This window comes from uncultured Selenomonas sp. (genome assembly GCF_963528755.1).
Taxonomy (GTDB): Bacteria; Bacillota; Negativicutes; order Selenomonadales; family Selenomonadaceae; genus Selenomonas.
Genome location: NZ_CAURXA010000004.1, coordinates 51,058 through 64,717 on the forward strand (window position 1 = coordinate 51,058; position 13,660 = coordinate 64,717).

Sequence of the window (13,660 nt, forward strand, 5' to 3'; positions counted from 1 at the left end):
GCGCTTTCGAGGATTCCGTAAGATTTCTTATCGTGCCTCTTGACAGTGCAGGTGGAGATTCGTATAATATAAACCATACTGATTTTATATGAATTATCAACCGCCTGCTTCTGAGGAAGCGGCGATTGGTTCGTTGACGTGGTGGGAGGCTTCCTGCCATGCAGAAAGAAGGGGTATCCATGTCGGAAGAAAAGAATCATGCGGCCGTCGAGGAGACGGCGCAGGCGGCGATCGCAAAGAGCCGTCAAAACGGACAGGGCAAGCAGTTCATCCTGTGGTTTCTCGCGCTCATTGTCGGTGCCGGCCTTGGCTGGCTGAACGTCGGGCCTTTGAACGAACTGTTTGATTTCGTTGCGACGGTGTTCACGCGCCTCTTTCAGTTCATCGCTGTGCCGACCATCGCGCTTGCCGTCATCACGACGCTTGCAGCGCTTGGCGCGAAGAAGGATACGGGACGCATCTTTGCCCATGCTGTCACTTATACACTGTTGACGACCATTTCAGCGGCGACGGTCGGACTTGCGCTCTATGTGTGGATCGCGCCGGGCAACCTGCCCGCAGAGGTCATCGGTGCGGGTGCAGCCGATGTGCCGCAGAAGCTTGGGACGCTTTCCTACTATGACCACATCCTTTCGGTCATTCCGAACAATTTGCTGCAGCCGTTCCTCTCGGGCAACGTACTCTCGGTTATGTTGATTGCGGCAGCTGTCGGGTTGGCGCTCGCCTTCATGCCCAAGACGGAAAATCGTGCCGTGCTGTTGAAGACGCTCCATGGCGCACAGGAGCTTCTTTTCACGCTGATCCGTGCGCTGCTCTACGTTCTGCCCGTCGGAATCCTCGCCTTTGCCGCGCAGCTCTCGGCACAGATCGAGGCCGGCGTCATCGTCGGTGCGCTCGGCAAGTATACGGCTGTCGTCCTCGGCGGCAACCTCATCCAGTTTTTCATCATTCTGCCGCTCTTCCTCCTCGTGCGCGGCCTCAATCCGCTCCATGTCTTCCGCAAGATGGCGCCGGCCGTCGCCGTGGCGCTCTTCACGAAGAGCTCAGCGGGCACTTTGCCCGTGACGCTGGCTTCGGCGGAAAAGAATCTCAAGGTGAATCCGACCGTCTCGCGCTTCGTCCTGCCGATCTGCACGACGATCAACATGAACGGCTGCGCGGCTTTCATCCTCGTGACCTCGCTTTTCGTCATGCAGAATGCGGGCTTCGAGATTACGCTTGGCACGATGGTCACGTGGCTCTTCGTCGCTGTCCTCGCCGCTGTCGGCAATGCGGGCGTGCCCATGGGCTGCTACTTCCTGACGCTCTCCTTGATGTCCTCGCTCGGTGCGCCCCTGGGGCTGATGGGCGTGATCTTGCCGATCTACACGATCATCGACATGATCGAGACGGCGGAGAACGTCTGGTCCGATGCTGCCGTCTGTGCCATGACGGATCACGATCTCGAAGGAACGCTCGACGACGAAGAGGCGCACCCAGCGGAAATTTGAAGGAAGCACGCAGGCGTCCTCAGCCGTTTTTGACGTTGCTGTAAAAGACGATTGCGCCGAGCGTGTAGCCGGTGAGCATGAGAACTGCCATGGGAATCGCCGTATGGTCTCCTGCGATGCCGACGAGGGGCATCATGACGCCGCCGAGCACCATGGAGAAGAAGCCGATGAGAGCCGACGCTGCGCCCGCGTTCCTGCCCTGGCGTGAGAGCGCGAGCGAGAAGCTTGCCGTGCCCATGACGGAGAGCGGCACGACGGTGATGAAGAGCAGGACAATGGTGAGCGCGAGCGGGGCAATGCCTGCAAGGAGGGTGGCAAGGAGGAGCGCACTGGAGACGAGCGGTACGAGGAGCGAGGTCTTGAGCATGGAGATGTCCTTGACGCGTCCGGCGAGGCGCGCGGGCAGAAGCCCTGCGAGGAAGAGTCCCGTGCCGATGCCGCCGAAGATCAGGCTGTAGCCTTGCGCCGAGACGCCGTAGATATTCTGAAAGACGAAGGAAGAGCCGGCGATGTAGGAGAAGAACGCGCCGAAGACGAAGCACTGCACGAGGCAATGCCCAAGAAAGTAGCGGTCGCGAAGGAGCGCGGGAAAGGAATGGAAACTCGCCGTCATGCTCTTTTGGCGCGCCCCTTCGGCCAGCGTCTCGCGCGTCTTGAGCGTCCAGACGGCGAGGAGGACGCCGATGGCGGCGAGCACGGCGAAGACGATGCGCCACGAGGAGAAGACGAGGAGCTGTCCGCCAGCGACGGGAGCGAGGATCGGCGCGAGTCCGTTCACGAGCATGAGGATGGACAAGAAGCGCGTGAGTTCGACGCCGTCGGCCACGTCACGCGCGATGGCACGCGCGATGACGATGCCGCTCGCGCCCGCAAATCCCTGCAGGAAGCGCAGTGCGAGAAAAGGTTCGATGGAGCTTGCGTAGAAGCAGCCCACCGAGACGAGAGCGAAGGCGACCATGCCCGCAAAGAGCGGCCGTTTGCGCCCGTACATATCGCTCAACGGCCCGAGGAAGATCTGCCCGATGGCCATGCCGAGCAGCGTCATCGTCAAGGTCAGCTGCGTCGCCGAGGTCGAGGCGGAAAATTCTGCTGAAAGCTCGGGCAGAGCAGGCAGGTACATGTCGGTCGCCAGCGGCGCCATAGCCGACATTATGCCTAGAAAAACAGTCAGGCTTATGCGGCGGCGTTTTGTCATTTTCATAAGTACACTTCTTTCTAGCAGATATTCCATTAAAATACAGAGGGAACAGGGTTTTCCAGTTCGAGGGTCGTCAGATTGAAAAAAATTAGAAATCGTTGGCTTTATCCCTTGACTAAACCATTGTCCTAGAGTATAATTAAAAACAAGAACAGAGGCTCCGTCGGACTTCCGGAAAATCGGGATATGACGGAAGCCCAAGGGATGTCCTCCGCCATAGGGGACAACAATCGGGTGGAGCCGAGGATTGGAACTGACCTCGCACAGCGTGCAGTACATTCGTACAAATCGATGGCTTTCAGCAGCCCGCGTCTCCCTTACAGGAGAAGCACGATGCACACGGCGCGGATCAAGCCGCTCTTGGTACCCTTGGGGAGGGCGTCCCGGCCAAGACCTCATCCCTTCATTTGCGCCGCGTTCTGCGGCGTCTTTTTTTGTCTGTGCAGGATCGTAAATAGAAAGAAGGGACGGGAAAGTCCCGCCCCTTCCTTGCTTGCCGCCTTGCGCGGCATTTTCTTTTTGTGTGAGCCTCACTTATCCTCGCGATAGAGGCGTGCGATCTCGCGCTTGGCAATCTTGCCCGTCGAGGTACGCGGCATTTCAGGAATCTGGCAGAACTCGCGCGGCACCTTGTAGACGGCGAGATTCTTCTGCAGGAACTTCTTCAAGGTGCGCATGTCGACCTCTTCGTTCTTCTTGACCGTGTAGTAGCAGGCGCCAGCCTGCCCGCGCAGAGGATCGGGAATGGCGATGACGGCGGCGTCCTCGATGCCGGGGAAGGAGTAGACGAGCTCTTCGATCTCGCGAGGGTAGACGTTCTCGCCCATACTGATGATCATGTCCTTGATGCGGTCGACGATGTAGACGAAGCCGTCCTCATCCATGCGCGCGATGTCGCCCGTATGCAGCCAGCCGTCCTTGAGTGCACGCGCTGTCGCCTCATCCTGATGCCAGTATCCCTTCATGACGGTTGGCCCCTTGACGAGAAGCTCGCCCTTCATGCCGCGTGGGAGCTCCGTGCCGTCGGTGTTGGCGATGATGACCTCAAGCCCCTTCATGGGTACGCCGATGGAGCCGGGGCGGTAGTGACGCGGCGAGTCCATCGTGACGACGGGAGAGGCCTCGGAGAGTCCATAGACCTCGTAGATCGTGAGGCCGAACTTTTCGCGGTAGGCGGCGGCGATTTCCTGCGGCAGCGCTGTGCCGCCGATGCCCGTCAGACGAAGGCTCTTGAGGTCTTCCGCCTCTGCCTGGCGCGTGAGGATGGCGCAGACGGAAGGCACGGCGTACATGATGGTGACCTTCTCGTCGCGGATGGCGCGGATCGTCTCCTTGGGCATGAAGCCGTTGACGATGACGATTGTGCCGCCGGCTGTGAGCGTCGCGAGGACGGAGCACGTCCAGGCGAAGCAATGGTACATCGGCAGCACGCAGAGTACCTTGTCGTTCGGCGTGATGGAGTGATGCTCCATGACCTGATGCGCGTTGGTGCACTGGTTTCGGTGACTGAGCACGGCCCCCTTGGGTGCGCCTGTCGTACCTGAGGTGTAGATGATAACGCAGGGATTTTCCTCTGAGAAGATGTTCGAAAGCTTCGGCGCGGGCATGGCGCTCGCGGGCTTCATGACGTCGAGGAGGGGCAGCTGACAAAGCTCGCCGCCGTATCCCTGCTGTCCGAGGTGGGATTCGAGGGGCAGATCCTTTTCTGTTACGAGATGACGTACGCCCGCGTCCTTGATGATGTAGGCGACTTCGCGCACGCTGAGCTGGTAGTTGAGCGGGACGGCGACAGCGCCGAGCGAGTTCACCGCGAGGTAAGCGACGAGGAGTTCGACGCGGTTATGGGAAAAGAGCGCGACGCGGTCGTGCGCACGGATTCCAGCGGCGTAGAAGCGGTCACGCGAGGCTCTCAGGGCTTCGCGCAGTTCGTCGTAAGTGATGCGGCGACCGCGGTCGATGACGGCGATGTCTTCGCCGCGCCCGTTTTGCAAGATTTCGTGCAGTAGCATGGAACACATCCTTTATCTCTGAAAAAAACATTGCTCATAGCTGAATTTTAAGGCCTAAAGGTCTATAAGTCAACTGAAATTATCATTGTATGGATTGACAAAAACGGTGTTCGATGCTAGATTTAAGATAGTATTAAGTTATGCCTTGGATAGTGGATGTTTATGCCTGTATCAAGGAGTGCGAAAAGGAGAGAGCGATATGAGGAAAATCTTTGCCTTGCTGCTTGCTGCATTCGTGGCGATTGCAGCCGCGGGGTGTACGACGAATGGGCAGGACGCGAGCAAGGTCGGCAGCGCAGAGCCGGGTTCTGGAAACCGCAAGATCACGATGGGCTACTCGCAGATCGGCGCCCAGTCCACATGGCGCGCCGCGCATACGGCGTCGATCAAGCAGGCAGCGGAGGACGCGGGCATCGAGCTGCAGTTCTCCAACGCGGAACTCAAGCAGGAGAATCAGATTCGGGCGATCCGCTCGTTCATCGCGCAGAAGGTCGACATCATCGCCTTCTCGCCCATCGTGGCGACGGGTTGGGATGAGGTGCTGAAGGAAGCGAAGGCGGCGAAGATTCCCGTGATCGTCGTCGATCGCGACCTTCAGACGAACGACGATAGCCTCTACGTCATGCGCATCGGCACGGATTCCGTGCTCGAAGGGCGTCAGGCGTTCCGCTGGCTCGACGGCTATATGTTGGCCAAAGGGAAGAAGCCGCGCGACGGCGGTGCGAAGTTCAACATCGCCGAGATCAAAGGCCCTGCAGGTTCGTCCGTTGTCGAGCGACGCGACACGGGCTTTCGCGATGAGATGACGGCGTCGCCGAACAAGGACGCTTATGAGATTCTCGTCGCACAGAACTCGACGTTCCAGAAGGACGGCGGCAAGCAGGTCATGACGGAGATGCTCAAAAACTACAAGGACAAGATCGACATTCTCTTCGCGCAGAACGACGACATGGCGCTCGGCGCGATCGAGGCGATCGAGGCGGCGGGCTTGAAACCCGGGCAGGACATCGTGATCGTTTCGTGCGACGGCACGCGTGCGATCTTCCAGGCGATGATCGATGGCAAGAGCAACTGCACCGTCGAGGGCAACCCGCTGCAGGGTCCGCTCTTGATGGAGATGGCGAAGAAGGTCTTAGCCGGCGAGAAGGTCGAGCGCACGGTCTTCGTCAAGGACAGCGTCTATCCGGCAGAAATCGCCCCGATGGCGATACAGGAAAGAAAATATTGATGGGAGGGGCGCGGCGCTTGATGGCCGCGCCTTTTTCTTGACTTCTCGGGCTTTCATGATAGAATAGTATAATAAGGAGGAGAGGAGAGACTCTCTGAACTGGAGGAGGTTCACTTTTGCTTACGTTTTTGATGGTGCTTGATGCGCTTGTCGCCATACTCTTGATCGCTGCCGTCTTGGGGCAGGAGCCTAAGTCTGCGGGCATGGGCGGCTTCGACGGAGGCGGCGGCGATACCGTGTTCAGCGCGAAGGCGCGCGGCATGGATGCGCTCTTGGCGCGTGTGACGGTCGTCCTGGCGGTGCTTTTCGGTGCGATTACGCTCGTGATTGCCAAGATGACGATGTAGGGCGGCCATAGAGCGCAGGGGTTTTCTGCGCTTTCTTGGCAGCTGTTTGCGGCGGACGCTCGGCAAAAGGCCGGGCGTTTCTTTCTATTGGAGGGGCGTGGCTTGTGGGGCCTTTCCCTTCGGCCGTCGAGGGAGGGGTGCGGCGATGATCATCGAGGGAGCGGAGCCTTTTCTTTTGTCGGGCGGCTCGCACGGCGTGCTGCTCCTGCACGGCTTCACGGGCATGCCGCCCGAGATGCGGCTTCTCGCCGAAGCCCTCCATCGTGTAGGTCATACGGTGCTTTGCCCGCGCCTCGCCGGGCACGGCACGAGTCCCGAGGATCTGGCACATACGGACGCTGAGGACTGGTACGATTCGGCTCTCGACGGCTATGCGATTCTTTCCGGGCTCGTGCCGCGCATTTCTGTCGTCGGACATTCGATGGGGGCTTTGCTGGCGCTTCGTCTCGCGGCGCAAAAGCGCGTCACGGGCGTCGTGACGCTCGCCGCACCGATCTTCATTGATGAGGGGCGCGGCATGAAGCACCTGCCGCCGCGCAGCGCGTGTATCGGCAGGTTTCATCCGAAACTGCGCAAGTCTCTGCGCGACGTGCCCGAGTTCTGCAACGTGACGTATGACAGGATGCCGCTCGTCGCCATCCACGAACTCGTCGGCTTCATCGAGTGTGTCAAGGCGCTGCTGCCAAAGGTACACGCACCGCTCCTACTCGTGCACTCGCTGCACGACCGCACGGCGCACAGGAGAAGCCTCCGCTATATCTATGACCATGTGGGGGCGGCGCATAAGGAAGTTCTTTGGCTCGTGCGCTCGGGTCATCTCGTGATGCTCGATGCCGAGCGACGGGCGGTCTTCCGGTGCACGGCATCGTTTTTGCGCGAGATGGGGAGCGTTTGAGAGAATGGGGAAGGAAACGATTTATGCCATACGAAAAGATCGGGCAGGGTGAGGACTACTGCTTTGCCTGCGGCCCGAAGAATCCTATCGGGCTTCATCTGGAGTTTCAGCTGACGGATGGGAAATTCCGGGCGCGCAAGGCGCTTGCGCCCGAGTATCAGGGATACAGCGGCATCGTGCACGGCGGCATCGTCACGACGCTGCTCGATGAGGCGATGGGCGGCTATCTCTACGACGGACTCGGCGAACGGGCTGTGACGGCGCGTCTGGCCGTGCGCTATCGAAATCCTGCGCCTGTCGGCGAGGAGCTTTTGATCGAGGGCTGGGAGGAGAGCCGCCGCAAGGGGTTCGTGAACATGCGCGCCAAACTTTCGCTCGCTGACGGCACCGTGCTTGCGGAAGCGACGGCGAAGATGGCGCTGGTAGGAGAAATGAATGGAACAAAATGAATTGCAGGAGCGCATCGTAAACTACATGCGCACGGCGGCGTACAAGCCGCTGACGGCGGACGATCTCGCCGCCGCCATGAGCCTCGCGCAAGAAGAACTCGCGCTCTTTTGGACGGCTTTGGAAGAGCTGGAGAAGACCGCGGCCGTCATCAAGACGCGCCACGAGCGCTTCGGCGTGCCCGAGCGCATGAACCTCGTCGTCGGCAGGCTCTCGATGTCGGCGAAGGGGTTCGGCTTCATCATCCCCGAGGTGCGCGAGAAAGAGACGGACAGCGACATCTTCGTGCCGGGCGTGAGTCTCGGCGGCGCGATGAACGGCGACCGCGTCGTCGCGAGGATTTCGCCGTCGGAAATTGCCGGACGCTCGCGCGAGGGCGAGATCATCCGCATCGTCGAGCGTGCCAACGAGCAGATTGTTGGCACGTTTGAGGAGAGCCGTCACTTCGGCTTCGTGACGCCCGATGACAAAAAGATCGGGCAGGACATCTTCATTCCCAAGGGCGCTGTGCATGGCGCAAAGGCGGGCATGAAAGTCGTCGTGCGCATCACGAAGTGGCCGGCGGGCAGGAGAAACGCCGAGGGCGAGGTGGAGGAAATCCTCGGCCGCGCGGGCGAGCCCGGCGTCGACGTGCTCTCCGTCATGAGCCAATACGGGCTTTCGGAGGAGTTTTCCGCCGACGTCGCAGCAGAAGCAGCAGCGATCGAGGACGCTGTCTCACCCGAAGAATTCAGCGGCAGGCGCGACCGCCGCGGTTTTCGCATCGTGACGATCGACGGCGAGGACGCGAAGGACTTGGACGACGGCGTTTACGCCGAGCGGCGTGCGGACGGCAGTTTCTTCCTCGGTGTCTACATCGCTGATGTCAGTTGGTACGTGCGCGAGAATTCGCCGCTCGACCGCGAGGCGCGTGCACGCGGCACGAGCGTCTACCTCGTCGACCGCGTGATTCCCATGCTGCCGAAGAAGCTGTCGAACGGTATATGCAGCCTGAACGCGGGCGAAGACCGCCTGGCGATGGCGTGCGAGATGGAGATCGGCGCGGACGGACTCGTCAAGAGCTACGAGATCCTGCCCGTCGTCATTCACGTCTATCGTCGCCTGACCTATACGCTCGTCAACGAGATTTTCGCCGAGGGCGCGGAGGCGGTGCGCACGGAGAACGCCGACCTCCTGCCGCTTCTCACACCTCTTCGCGAGGTGCATGACGCGATGGAAAAGGCGCGGCATGAGCGCGGTTCCATCGGCTTCGACGTGCCCGAGATCAAGGTGAAGCTCGACGAGAGCGGCAAGCCCGTCGCGCTCATCAAGCGCACGGGGTCGCTCGCGGAGTCGATGATCGAGCAGTGCATGCTCGCGGCGAACGAGACCGTCGCGGAGCACATGGAGAAGAAGGAGCAGCCGTTCCTTTACCGCGTGCACGAGCAGCCGTCGGACGAGAAGATCGAGCGCCTGAACAACCTTCTGGCGACGTTCTCGCTGCACCTCGTGCCGAACGAGGCGGGCGAGGTAGCGCCGAAGGACGTGCAGCAGGTCTTGGAAAAGGTCAAGGGAAGGCCTGAGGAGCGCATCGTCAGCGCCGTCTCGCTGCGCTCGATGCAGCAGGCGCGTTACGCCGACGCGCCGCTCGGCCACTACGGACTCGCCGCGCGTCATTACACGCACTTCACGTCGCCGATCCGCCGCTATCCCGACCTCATCGTGCATCGCCTGCTGCGCGAGACGTTTGCGACGGGCACGATCGCGGCCGAGCGGCAGGAGCGCCTGAGGAGCCTCTTGCCCGAGATCGCCGAGCACACCTCGGCGCGTGAGCGCATCGCCATCGAGGCGGAGCGCGAGACGCAGGACATGAAGAAGATCGAGTACATGGCGCAGTTTGTCGGCGACGCTTTCGACGCCGTCATCAGCGGCGTCACGGCGTTCGGCATCTTCTGCGAGCTGGAAAACGGCGTCGAAGGACTCGTGCATGTATCGAGCATGGTCAACGACTACTACGAGTACCGCGAAGACCTCTACGCGCTCGTTGGCGGTGCGACGCACGTTTCCTACCGCCTCGGCGAGCCTGTGCGCGTCGTGCTCGTGCGTGCCAATATCGCCGAGCGCAACCTCGACTTCATCTTGGAGGACAACGGCGTCTTTGTCGCCGCGAAGAAGAAGCCCGAGGAAGGCGGCGTAAAGCGCGGTGAGTCTTCAAAGGGCAAGGGCGCGAAGAAGGACGCACGCTCGAAAAAGGGCAGAGGTCGGAAGGCGGCGAAAGAAAAGCGTACGGATGAGATCATCGCCGATGTGAAGGGCGACAAGCGTCCGGAGAAGACATCCACCCCTGCGGAAACGGGCGAACGCAAGTCGCACGGCAAGGGACATAAGGGTGCGAAGCCGCACGGCAAAGGGCGCGGTGCGAAGCGGCCGGAAAGATTCCAGGCAGAAAGGCAGGGCGCTCTCGCCGACGAGTCGAGCAGCAGCCGCCCCAAGGCGTTCTGGATGAAGCCGCCGAAGGACTTGCGCAAGAAGGGCAAGAAGTCTGCGCCCAAGCCGGAAAAGAAGCGCCGCCCGCACAACAAGACGCAGCGAGCGACGGCGAACAGCGATTGATGCAGAGATGCTGCAGGAAGCGGCGATTGCCGCATAAGGAAGCAGGGGGGAAGCGATGGGACGCAAGAACGACGGCGTGAAGATCGTCGCGGAAAACCGCAAGGCGCGTCACGACTATTTCATACACGAAACCTTTGAGACGGGACTCGTGCTGCAGGGCACGGAGGTCAAATCCCTGCGTGCGGGAAGAGTGAACCTCAAGGACAGCTTCGCCTCGATCAAGAACGGCGAGATCTTCGTGGAGAACATGCACATCAGCCCCTACGAGCAGGGCAACATCTTCAACCACGAGCCGCTCAGGAAGCGAAAGCTCCTCATGCACAAGGCGGAGATCGTTAAACTCTTCTCCAAGACGCGCGAGAAAGGCTTCACGCTCGTGCCGCTGAAGCTCTACTTCTCGAAGGGCAGGGCGAAGCTAGAACTCGCACTTGCAAGCGGCAAGCACAACTACGACAAGCGCCGCGACCTCGCGGCAAAGGCCGCCAAGCGCGACATCGAGCGCGCCTTGAAGGATCACGGCAAGGGTCGGTGAATACAACAAAAAGAGATGGCATCCGCCATCTCTTTTTGCTATTCATCTGCCGAAAAGTTTACTGTGTGTACCTATGCGAGCGAGCGTAAGGATTAGTATATCGTTTTGATGTTTATAGATCAGCAGCCAGTCGGGTGAGATATGACATTCGCGGTAACTGCTCCATGTGCCGCTGAGAGCGTGGTCGCGATTCTTCTCCGGCAAGGGGATGCCGAGAGCCAGCTTTGTGATCACGTCTTCCAAGAGCTTCATATTTTTGCCGCTTTTTTCTGCTGCTTTGTAATCCTTGCGAAATTGTGTCGTTGTTTTGACAATATATCTGCTTTTCATCTTTTTAAGTCCGCAAAAAGTTCGTCGAGGTCATCGTAGCCCTTTACGTTCGGGTCATTCGTGATTCGTTCGGCTTCAAGCAAGGCCGCTATAGTCTCTTTGTTCGGCTTTTCCAAAGCGATGTCAAAAGGTATGCGTCCTTCGCGCAGGGATTGGCGGACAAAAATTTGAAAAGCGGTCGAGAGGTTCATGCCGAGCTCGGCGAAGAAGATGTCGGCCTGCGCCTTTAGTGCTGCATCCATGCGTATGCTGATGTTCGTTGTAGCCGTGGACATAAATATCAACTCCTTATATATATTATACTGTTTTGCACGAAAAAAACAATGATGTGCACGAATAATTCAACATAAAATTCCAAGGGGTCAAGCTGAAGATGCAGACCGATTGCCTGCTTTCAATGAAGCGAAAAAGTTCGGTCATGATTCTTGACATATAAATCGCTATATCGTAATATATAAATATAACGATTTTGGAGTTGATTCTATGGCAGAAGATCGAGAGCTTGCACGCGCGGCCGAGATGCTCAAGGCGCTCTCGCATCCCGTGCGCCTCTGCATCGCGCGCGGGCTTTGGCAGAGCGGCGGCTGCAATGTGGCGCACATGCAGCAGTGCCTCGAAGCGCCGCAGTCGACGATTTCGCAGCATCTCGCGAAGATGCGCGCCGTCGGCATCATTGAGGGCGAGCGCAACGGGCTGGAAGTCGTCTATCGCCTCAAGAGCCGGGCAGTGGAGCAGCTGCTCGAAGGGCTTTTCTGCAAGGAGAAGAATTATCACGATATGGGCTGATTTCGCTCTTTCGACGAGCGAAGCGCGGCGGCACAGAAGGAGGCATATCCGTATGGAAATGAAAAAGGAACAGGCAAAGCGCTATGTGATCGTCGGCGGCGTGGCGGGCGGGGCGACGGCGGCGGCGCGACTCAGGCGCTTGGACAAGGATGCGAAGATCGTGCTCTTCGAGCGCGGCGAGCACATCTCCTTCGCGAACTGCGGCCTGCCATACTATGTGGGTGATGAGATCAAGGAGAGCGAGAGCCTGCTGCTCATGACGCCCGAGCTGTTTCGCGAGCGCTTCGCCGTCGACGTGCGCACGGGAAGCGAGGTCGTGCAGGTCGATGCAGAAAATCGCCGCGTCCGGGTGCGGACGCCGGCGGGTGAGACGTATGAAGAGCCGTACGACGCGCTTCTCCTGTCGCCCGGAGCAAAACCTCTGCGGCCGCCGATCCCGGGCATCGAAAGCCCGCGCGTCCTCGCACTTCGCAATGTGCCCGATGCCGAGGCTCTGCGCCGTCTGGCGGATCAGTATGCAGCGACGGGGCGTGCCGTCGTCGTGGGCGGCGGCTTCATCGGCGTCGAGATGGCGGAGAATCTTCGTGCGCGCGGGCTTTCCGTCACGCTCGTCGAAGCGGCGCCGCATGTGCTCGCGCCCTTTGATGCGGACATGGTGAAGATCGTGGAAAAAGAGATGAACGAGAACGGCGTCGGACTCGTCCTCGGCGATGGCGTGAAGGAGTTCAAGGAAGAAGCTGAGGGCATCCTCGTGCGCCTTGCGAGCGGGCGCGAGGTAGCGGCGGACTTCGTCGTGCTCGCCATAGGCGTGAGCCCCGACACGGGCTTTTTGCAGGCGAGCGGCATCGCGCTCGGCGAGCGCGGCCACATCCTCGTAAACGAGCGCATGGAGACGAACGTGCCCGAGGTCTACGCCGTGGGCGACGCCGTGCTGACGCTCGACCGCCAGACGAAGAAGGCGGGCGCTCTGCCGCTCGCAGGGCCTGCGAATCGGCAGGGACGTATCGCCGCCGACAACATGGCGGGCAGGCGGCGCGTCTATGACGGATTCGTCGGCACGGCGATCCTCAAGGTGTTCGGCCTCGCGGCGGCTTCCGTCGGCAAGAACGAGCGCACCCTTGAGCGTGAGGGTCTATCCTATGGCGAGGATTACCGCGTCGTGACGCTTCATCCGCTCGCGCATGTCGGCTATTATCCGGGCGCTCAGACGATGACGATGAAGCTCCTCTATCGCACGAAGGGATCTGTCGGCAAGATTCTCGGGGCGCAGATCGTCGGTGCGGGCGGCGTGAAGGCGCGGATCGACGTGCTCGCGGCGGCGATCGCCATGGGCGCGGACACGGATTTTCTGACGAGTCTGGAGCTTTCCTACGCGCCGCCATTCGGCGCGGCAAAAGATCCCGTAAACATGGCGGGCTACATGGCGGAAAACGATCTCGCAGGCCTCGTGCGCTTCCTGCCCGCAGATCGCCTCAAGGAGGCGCGGGAAGAGGGCGTGCGCGTGCTCGACGTGCGCACGGCGAGCGAGCTTTCCCATGCGCCCGCCGCATCTGACGCGCAGATTCCGCTTGACGAGCTGCGCGAGCGCTTCTCGGAGCTTGACCGCTCGCAGCGCTGGGCGGTGCTCTGCAAGGTCGGGCAGCGCGCTTATACGGCGGCGCGTTTCCTTCAGCAGGCGGGCTATGACGCAGAGGTCATCGCGGGCGGCTATACGTCGCTGAAGATGGAGGAATTCGAGGCGTCGCCCGTGGCCGCTGCGCCTGCGAAAGTCCTTTGATGGAACGCTTATATGATGATACGATGATA

13 protein-coding genes are annotated in these 13,660 nt (G+C 60.2%); 9 read left to right on the forward strand and 4 right to left on the reverse strand.

Annotated elements, in window-relative coordinates:
* Positions 1-179 precede the first annotated feature (179 nt).
* Complete coding sequence (locus tag RWS31_RS05850; protein ID WP_314596963.1) at positions 180-1,490, forward strand: dicarboxylate/amino acid:cation symporter; 1,311 nt, start codon at positions 180-182, stop codon at positions 1,488-1,490.
* A 19-nt stretch (positions 1,491-1,509) separates the two neighbouring features.
* Here RWS31_RS05850 and RWS31_RS05855 read toward each other — a convergent pair whose 3' ends face one another.
* Both RWS31_RS05855 and RWS31_RS05860 read right to left on the reverse strand, forming a co-directional pair.
* On the reverse strand, positions 1,510-2,691 hold the full coding sequence (locus RWS31_RS05855) for a multidrug effflux MFS transporter (protein WP_314596653.1): 1,182 nt from the start codon (positions 2,689-2,691) through the stop codon (positions 1,510-1,512).
* A 527-nt stretch (positions 2,692-3,218) separates the two neighbouring features.
* A complete protein-coding gene (locus RWS31_RS05860) occupies positions 3,219-4,697 on the reverse strand; it encodes an AMP-binding protein (protein ID WP_314596655.1) in 1,479 nt (492 codons plus the stop codon).
* Positions 4,698-4,896: 199 nt separating this feature from the next.
* On the opposite strand from RWS31_RS05860, the gene RWS31_RS05865 reads away from it, so the two are divergent.
* The 6 genes from RWS31_RS05865 to smpB all read left to right on the forward strand — a co-directional run bounded on the left by RWS31_RS05865 (position 4,897) and on the right by smpB (position 10,738).
* Positions 4,897-5,925: an ABC transporter substrate-binding protein gene (locus tag RWS31_RS05865; protein WP_314596657.1), complete on the forward strand. Its 1,029-nt coding sequence runs from the start codon at positions 4,897-4,899 to the stop codon at positions 5,923-5,925.
* Between the two features lie 131 nt (positions 5,926-6,056).
* Complete coding sequence (gene secG / locus RWS31_RS05870) at positions 6,057-6,272, forward strand: preprotein translocase subunit SecG (RefSeq protein ID WP_314596965.1); 216 nt, start codon at positions 6,057-6,059, stop codon at positions 6,270-6,272.
* A 145-nt stretch (positions 6,273-6,417) separates the two neighbouring features.
* Positions 6,418-7,167 carry an alpha/beta fold hydrolase gene (locus RWS31_RS05875; protein ID WP_314596659.1) on the forward strand — a complete coding sequence of 250 codons (750 nt, stop codon included), beginning with the start codon at positions 6,418-6,420 and terminating at the stop codon, positions 7,165-7,167.
* A gap of 23 nt (positions 7,168-7,190) precedes the next feature.
* Positions 7,191-7,616 carry a PaaI family thioesterase gene (locus tag RWS31_RS05880; protein ID WP_314596661.1) on the forward strand — a complete coding sequence of 142 codons (426 nt, stop codon included), beginning with the start codon at positions 7,191-7,193 and terminating at the stop codon, positions 7,614-7,616.
* Entirely contained in the window at positions 7,603-10,206 is a 2,604-nt protein-coding gene (gene rnr, locus RWS31_RS05885) for a ribonuclease R (RefSeq protein WP_314596663.1), read from the forward strand. Before RWS31_RS05880 ends, rnr begins: the two co-directional genes overlap by 14 nt.
* A 55-nt stretch (positions 10,207-10,261) precedes the next feature.
* Positions 10,262-10,738 carry an SsrA-binding protein SmpB gene (gene smpB, locus RWS31_RS05890; protein ID WP_006193795.1) on the forward strand — a complete coding sequence of 159 codons (477 nt, stop codon included), beginning with the start codon at positions 10,262-10,264 and terminating at the stop codon, positions 10,736-10,738.
* A 42-nt stretch (positions 10,739-10,780) separates the two neighbouring features.
* Here smpB and RWS31_RS05895 read toward each other — a convergent pair whose 3' ends face one another.
* Complete coding sequence (locus RWS31_RS05895; RefSeq protein WP_314596666.1) at positions 10,781-11,068, reverse strand: type II toxin-antitoxin system YafQ family toxin; 288 nt, start codon at positions 11,066-11,068, stop codon at positions 10,781-10,783.
* Positions 11,065-11,343, reverse strand: a complete 279-nt coding sequence (locus RWS31_RS05900) for a type II toxin-antitoxin system RelB/DinJ family antitoxin (protein ID WP_298588030.1) — start codon at positions 11,341-11,343, stop codon at positions 11,065-11,067. Before RWS31_RS05900 ends, RWS31_RS05895 begins: the two co-directional genes overlap by 4 nt.
* Positions 11,344-11,551: 208 nt before the next feature.
* On the opposite strand from RWS31_RS05900, the gene RWS31_RS05905 reads away from it, so the two are divergent.
* Entirely contained in the window at positions 11,552-11,854 is a 303-nt protein-coding gene (locus tag RWS31_RS05905) for a helix-turn-helix transcriptional regulator (protein WP_009646990.1), read from the forward strand.
* Positions 11,855-11,906: 52 nt separating this feature from the next.
* Entirely contained in the window at positions 11,907-13,631 is a 1,725-nt protein-coding gene (locus RWS31_RS05910) for an FAD-dependent oxidoreductase (RefSeq protein ID WP_314596670.1), read from the forward strand.
* Positions 13,632-13,660 lie beyond the last annotated feature (29 nt).

Bases quoted from the DNA above. Each gene is read 5' to 3' on its own strand.
- RWS31_RS05850 (WP_314596963.1), top strand. From the start codon at position 180: ATGTCGGAAGAAAAGAATCATGCGGCCGTCGAGGAGACGGCGCAGGCG.
- RWS31_RS05855 (WP_314596653.1), bottom strand. From the start codon at position 2,691: ATGAAAATGACAAAACGCCGCCGCATAAGCCTGACTGTTTTTCTAGGC.
- RWS31_RS05860 (WP_314596655.1), bottom strand. From the start codon at position 4,697: ATGCTACTGCACGAAATCTTGCAAAACGGGCGCGGCGAAGACATCGCC.
- RWS31_RS05865 (WP_314596657.1), top strand. From the start codon at position 4,897: ATGAGGAAAATCTTTGCCTTGCTGCTTGCTGCATTCGTGGCGATTGCA.
- secG (WP_314596965.1), top strand. From the start codon at position 6,057: ATGGTGCTTGATGCGCTTGTCGCCATACTCTTGATCGCTGCCGTCTTG.
- RWS31_RS05875 (WP_314596659.1), top strand. From the start codon at position 6,418: ATGATCATCGAGGGAGCGGAGCCTTTTCTTTTGTCGGGCGGCTCGCAC.
- RWS31_RS05880 (WP_314596661.1), top strand. From the start codon at position 7,191: ATGCCATACGAAAAGATCGGGCAGGGTGAGGACTACTGCTTTGCCTGC.
- rnr (WP_314596663.1), top strand. From the start codon at position 7,603: ATGGAACAAAATGAATTGCAGGAGCGCATCGTAAACTACATGCGCACG.
- smpB (WP_006193795.1), top strand. From the start codon at position 10,262: ATGGGACGCAAGAACGACGGCGTGAAGATCGTCGCGGAAAACCGCAAG.
- RWS31_RS05895 (WP_314596666.1), bottom strand. From the start codon at position 11,068: ATGAAAAGCAGATATATTGTCAAAACAACGACACAATTTCGCAAGGAT.
- RWS31_RS05900 (WP_298588030.1), bottom strand. From the start codon at position 11,343: ATGTCCACGGCTACAACGAACATCAGCATACGCATGGATGCAGCACTA.
- RWS31_RS05905 (WP_009646990.1), top strand. From the start codon at position 11,552: ATGGCAGAAGATCGAGAGCTTGCACGCGCGGCCGAGATGCTCAAGGCG.
- RWS31_RS05910 (WP_314596670.1), top strand. From the start codon at position 11,907: ATGGAAATGAAAAAGGAACAGGCAAAGCGCTATGTGATCGTCGGCGGC.